General features: G+C 49.1%; 2 protein-coding genes. One reads left to right on the top strand and one right to left on the bottom strand.

Features of this window, described 5'->3' with window-relative positions; genetic code table 11:
* Positions 1–182, bottom strand: a 182-nt coding sequence (locus tag QEH52_RS19845; protein WP_308952701.1) for a helix-turn-helix domain-containing protein, incomplete at its 3' end; no start/stop codon positions are given.
* Positions 183–325: 143 nt separating this feature from the next.
* Between QEH52_RS19845 and QEH52_RS19840 the strand changes: the two genes are divergently transcribed.
* Positions 326–718 carry a DoxX family protein gene (locus QEH52_RS19840; RefSeq protein ID WP_308952700.1) on the top strand — a complete coding sequence of 131 codons (393 nt, stop codon included), beginning with the start codon at positions 326–328 and terminating at the stop codon, positions 716–718.
* The last annotated feature ends 316 nt before the right edge of the window (positions 719–1,034 follow it).

Below are 1,034 nucleotides of genomic sequence, written 5' to 3'. Positions count from 1 at the left end.
CGCCCGCCCGGAGTTGCCTGAACTCCCGTTGAACTCCGATTAAGAAGGGCGCCACCGACTTCATGCTCAAGTGCCTGCATCTGACGCGAGAGTGCCGACTGCGAAATATTTAGCCGGTCCGCAGCGCGATGCAGACTACCTTCTTCGAGGACTGCCAAAAAGGAGCGAAGCTGCGGAATCATACATGCTACCGTGATGCGCAAAACGCATCACCGCAATGCTAAAGAAACGCTACCGGAATCGTATATTCTGAGGTAGAATATACGCCATCAGTAATACGTGATCCGAACTGGAACCGCTGACCTTACACTTCGACCAATAAAAAATGACACATATCGTTAAATCCGAATCCAAAGCAAAAAACATTACCCTATGGATCTTACAAGCATTCGTCGCTCTCGCCTTTCTCGGGGCTGGTTTTGCTAAACTTTCTGGGCAACCACCCATGGTAGAGACATTCAACCAAATCGGCGTGGGACAATGGTTTCGCTATCTAACTGGCAGCATTGAAGTGCTCGCGGCTATTATGTTGCTCATTCCCCGAGTGATACCAATCGGGGCGATTTTGCTGGTTTGCACGATGGCAGGAGCCGTTCTGACTCATCTGCTAATCATCGGTGGAACTCCTGTGCCTCCAATAGTCCTGCTTATTCTTGCAGCTGTCATCATCTGGGGACGAAAGCAAATGCTGTTATCACTGATAAAGAAACAACGATAGTTACGAAACCGCCGCCAAGCCCAGCAAATACAAAAAATGGGGTTGCCTATGTCCTTGTGCCGAACCGTCGAAAAGCCGAACGGGGTCATGTCAAAATGGCACGCACTTAAGCGGCTTCATCGAGAATATCAGCAAGTGACGATGCATGTAAAACGTAGCTGCCACTTGTGGCACGCCGCATAGAATCTAGCTGCCGAGCCACTTCTCAGACGCGGTCTTCACAAGTGAAGCCCCTACAATTTTAGCTACAAGCCAAATGGGGTCATGTCGTTATCTTTGCAATTGACAAAATCCCCTCTCTGTGAACTCATAAAAC

The organism is Thalassobacterium maritimum (genome assembly GCF_031127805.1).
In the GTDB taxonomy this organism is placed as follows: Bacteria; Verrucomicrobiota; Verrucomicrobiia; order Opitutales; family Coraliomargaritaceae; genus Thalassobacterium; species Thalassobacterium maritimum.
This window is presented reverse-complemented; position numbering and strand designations above follow the sequence as displayed.